5 protein-coding genes are annotated in these 3,596 nt (G+C 69.2%); all 5 read right to left on the reverse strand.

Annotated features, from left to right (window positions below; genetic code table 11):
- Window positions 1-14: 14 nt before the first annotated feature.
- Window positions 15-773, reverse strand: coding sequence for an SDR family oxidoreductase (locus STRTUCAR8_RS20015; protein ID WP_044472517.1), 759 nt, complete (start codon window positions 771-773; stop codon window positions 15-17).
- An 18-nt stretch (window positions 774-791) separates the two neighbouring features.
- Window positions 792-1,553 (reverse strand): 3-oxoacyl-ACP reductase FabG, encoded by a 762-nt coding sequence (fabG, locus tag STRTUCAR8_RS20020; RefSeq protein ID WP_006377683.1) that lies wholly within the window; start codon window positions 1,551-1,553, stop codon window positions 792-794.
- A 138-nt stretch (window positions 1,554-1,691) separates the two neighbouring features.
- The gene (locus STRTUCAR8_RS20025; RefSeq protein ID WP_006377686.1) at window positions 1,692-2,075 is read right to left on the reverse strand and encodes a DUF3037 domain-containing protein; all 384 of its coding nucleotides are present in this window, start codon (window positions 2,073-2,075) and stop codon (window positions 1,692-1,694) included.
- A complete protein-coding gene (locus STRTUCAR8_RS20030; RefSeq protein ID WP_006377681.1) occupies window positions 2,072-2,854 on the reverse strand; it encodes a HipA family kinase in 783 nt (260 codons plus the stop codon). Before STRTUCAR8_RS20030 ends, STRTUCAR8_RS20025 begins: the two co-directional genes overlap by 4 nt.
- 206 nt (window positions 2,855-3,060) lie before the next feature.
- On the reverse strand, window positions 3,061-3,596 hold a 536-nt coding region (locus STRTUCAR8_RS20035), incomplete at its 5' end, for a pyridoxamine 5'-phosphate oxidase family protein (protein ID WP_338399703.1).

Genomic DNA, 3,596 nt, shown 5'->3' on the forward strand with positions numbered 1-3,596 from the left:
TTCGTACCGCTAGGTCAGCTGTGGCCGGCCTTGAGGAAGATGCCTCCGTCGACCACGAGCGTCTGGCCGGTGACCCAGGCGGCCTGGGAGGAGGTCAGGAACGCCGCAGCGCCCCCGATGTCGGAGGGCACGCCGAGCCTGCCGAGCGGGTAGGCGGCGGCCGCCTCCTCTTCGCGGCCCTCGTAGAGCGCCTGCGCGAACTTCGTCTTCACGACGGCCGGCGCGATCGAGTTGACCCGCACCCCGGGCGCGTACTCGTACGCCAGTTGCACGGTCAGGTTGTCCATCGCGGCCTTGCTGATGCCGTACGCGCCGATGAACGGCGAGGCCGAGAGGCCGGCGACGGACGTGATGTTGACGATCGCCCCGCCGTTCTCCTTCTGCCAGGCGTGCCAGGTCTTCTGGGCGAAGCCGAGCGCCGAGACGACGTTGGTCTCGAAGACCTTGCGTGCCACGTTGAGGTCGAGGTCGGCGATCGGCCCGAACACCGGGTTCGTACCGGCGTTGTTGACGAGGAAGTCGACGCGTCCGAACGCCTCGACGGTGCGCTCGACCGCGACGGCCTGGTGGGCCTCGTCGTGGGCCTTGCCCGCCACGCCGATGACCCGGTCGGCCCCGAGGGCCTCGACGGCCTCCTTGAGCGCGTCCTCGTTGCGTCCGGTGATGCACACCCGGTCACCGCGCGCGAGGAGCGCCTCCGCGATGCCGTAGCCGATGCCCCGGCTGGCGCCGGTGATGAGGGCGACCTTGCCCGAGAGTTCCACGTTGCTCATTTTCTTGTGTCCCCGGTCCTAGTCGAGCGGTCCGCCGGCGACGTACAGCACCTGGCCGGAGACGAATCCGGCGGCCTCGTCCGTGAAGAAGGCGATCGCGTTGGAGATGTCGTCCGGGGTGCCCACGCGCTGCACGGGGATCTGGGTCGCGGCGGCGGCCTTGAAGTCCTCGAAGCCCATACCGACGCGCTCGGCGGTGGCGGCGGTCATGTCGGTGGCGATGAAGCCGGGGGCGACGGCGTTCGCGGTGACGCCGAACTTGCCGAGTTCGAGGGCGAGGGTCTTGGTGAAGCCCTGGAGACCGGCCTTGGCCGACGAGTAGTTGACCTGACCCCGGTTGCCCTGGGCGGAGGAGGAGGACAGGTTGACGATCCGGCCGAACTTGGCGTCCACCATGTACTTCTGACAGGCCCTCGACATCAGGAAGGCGCCACGCAGGTGCACGTTCATGACCGTGTCCCAGTCGGACACGCTCATCTTGAAGAGCAGGTTGTCGCGCAGGACACCCGCATTGTTGACGAGGATCGTGGGTCCGCCCAGTTCCTCGGCGATGCGTGTGACCGCGGCCGCGACCTGCGCCTCGTCGGAGACGTCGCAGCCCACGGCGATCGCCTTGCCACCGGCTGCGGTGATCTTCTCGACGGTGTCCTTGCATGCGGCCTCGTCGAGGTCGATCACCGCGACGGCGCGGCCCTCCGCCGCCAGTCGTACGGCGGTCGCGGCGCCGATGCCGCGCGCACCGCCGGTGACCACGGCGACCCGCTGCTCAGTGGTGGACATTGCTGGTTCTCCTCGCCCTTGAAAAGCCTGCGGTCCACGGTACGCCCTCAGGTGAGCGACCGCTTAGTACCTTCAGTACCCGTGACGCTAGAAGTCCTGGCACCCGGTGTCAACGGCAGGTCACTCCGGTGTGAGCCATTACCTGACGAGCAGAGCCAGCAGTCGCTCCGTCTCGGCCGTCGGATCGGCCGTGAGCCCCGTGTGCACGGGCCCCGGCTGGACCACCGTCGAGCGCGGCGCGATCAGCCAGCGAAAGCGCCGACCGGCATCGTCCAGCCCTGCCTGACCTGCGGCTTCGCCGCCGACACAGACCCCTTCCACCGCGTGCAGCGCGGCCCGCACACCGGCCACGTCGGCCTCGGGGTCCAGCGCCCGCAGCTTGCCCTCGTCCAGATGCGTACGCGCGGCGACGAAGGACCTGGCGCGGCAGTACACCAGGACGCCGGCGTTGAAACACTCGCCGCGCTCGATCCGCGGGACGACCCGCAGCAGCGCGTACTCGAAGACGTCCCGCTCGCTCACTTCTCCCCCTCGACGCCCGTGCTGGTTGTGACGCCCGTGAGCCGCTCGTGGATGACGGCGGCGCGCGCGAGGAGCGGCTCCGCGTAGGCCCGTCGGAGCGCGTCCGGCGAGTCGAACCCGGGTTCGTCCGCGAGCCACTCGTCGGGGATCTCCGCGGTCACCTCGGCGAGCAGTTCCTCGGTGACCAGCGGCGCCAGTTCGGCGGCGGCCGAGGCGATGTCCGGGCCGAACCGGGCGAGCGCGTGCTCGGAGACGTCGTACGGCTTGGCGGCGGACGCCTGTACGCCGGGCCAGTTGTGGTGCCAGATCATCGTGGCGCCGTGGTCGATGAGCCACAGGTCGCCGTGCCACATCAGGAGGTTGGGGTTGCGCCAGGAGCGGTCGACGTTGTTGACGAGCGCGTCGAACCACACCACCCGCCCGGCGTCCTCGGCGCTCACCTGGAAGGCGAGGGGGTCGAAGCCGAGCGCTCCCGACAGGAAGTCCATGCCGAGGTTGGTGCCACCGCTCGACCTGAGCAGCCCCTGCACCTCCTGGTCGGGTTCACCGAGGCCCAGCACCGGGTCGAGGGCGACCGTCACCAGCCCTGGCACCCGCAGCCCCAGCCGCCGGGCCAGTTCACCGCAGACGACCTCGGCGACGAGCGTCTTGCGACCCTGTCCCGCGCCGCTGAACTTCATGACGTACGTCCCGAGATCGTCGGCCTCGACGAGCCCGGGCAGCGAACCGCCCTCTCGCAGGGGAGTGATATAGCGGGTCGCGGTGACCATTTTCAGCACTTTCCCAGGCCACCTGTCTCTTGAATCTGCAAATACATGGCAGCCTTTGCAGGGCGCGGTGCGCCCTTACTTCCGGCCAACCGGCCTCCGGCACGAAGTGAGCATAGTAACCGAGGGTGATCGCGGGTGAGGAAAGCCCGAGCGCGGTCCAGGTGTGGGGAGCGGGCGGCCAGGAATCCGATCACTTCCGGACCGCCGCAACCAGTTCATTCCGGTGGTTCGTCGGTCCAGATGCGGCTGGCCAGGTCCGAGCCGCGCAGGACCTGGACGCGCCAGGGGTCGATGCGCAGGAGTTGGTAGTCGGAGCTGGTGGGGCCGTCGTCCCAGAAGGTGTGAGGGTCGTAGCCGACGCCCGGGGGGCTGTTGTGGTGGTACAGCTCCCAGGCGCGCAGTTTGGTTTCCGGGTCGTGCACCCAGGCGGAGACACTGTCGACGAACACCGCGTTCTGGCACGGATGCCAGTACGAGTACGTCGTGTGGGGGTTGTTCGCCAGGTGAGCCGCCTTGACCGGGGTCCGGTATGCGGCCAGCCAGCCCACGGGCCGTGCGTCGACCACCTCCCAGACGGGCAGGACAACCCGGGCCCGGGGGCGGTTCGCGCGGTCGACGGTGATCATCGTGCAGTAGACGATCTGCTGGACGTACTCGACGAAGGCGGCCTCGATCTCGGCGAACGAACGCGCCTGTGCAGCGCCCATGGCGGAACCTCGGATTCGGGGGTGCGGAGGGAGGGAAAGGGGCC

Source organism: Streptomyces turgidiscabies Car8, assembly GCF_000331005.1.
GTDB classification, from domain to species: Bacteria; Actinomycetota; Actinomycetes; order Streptomycetales; family Streptomycetaceae; genus Streptomyces; species Streptomyces turgidiscabies.

What these genes read in the sequence shown, in the direction of transcription:
- STRTUCAR8_RS20015 (WP_044472517.1), bottom strand. Translation starts at nt 773, where the DNA reads ATGAGCAACGTGGAACTCTCGGGCAAGGTCGCCCTCATCACCGGCGCC.
- fabG (WP_006377683.1), bottom strand. Translation starts at nt 1,553, where the DNA reads ATGTCCACCACTGAGCAGCGGGTCGCCGTGGTCACCGGCGGTGCGCGC.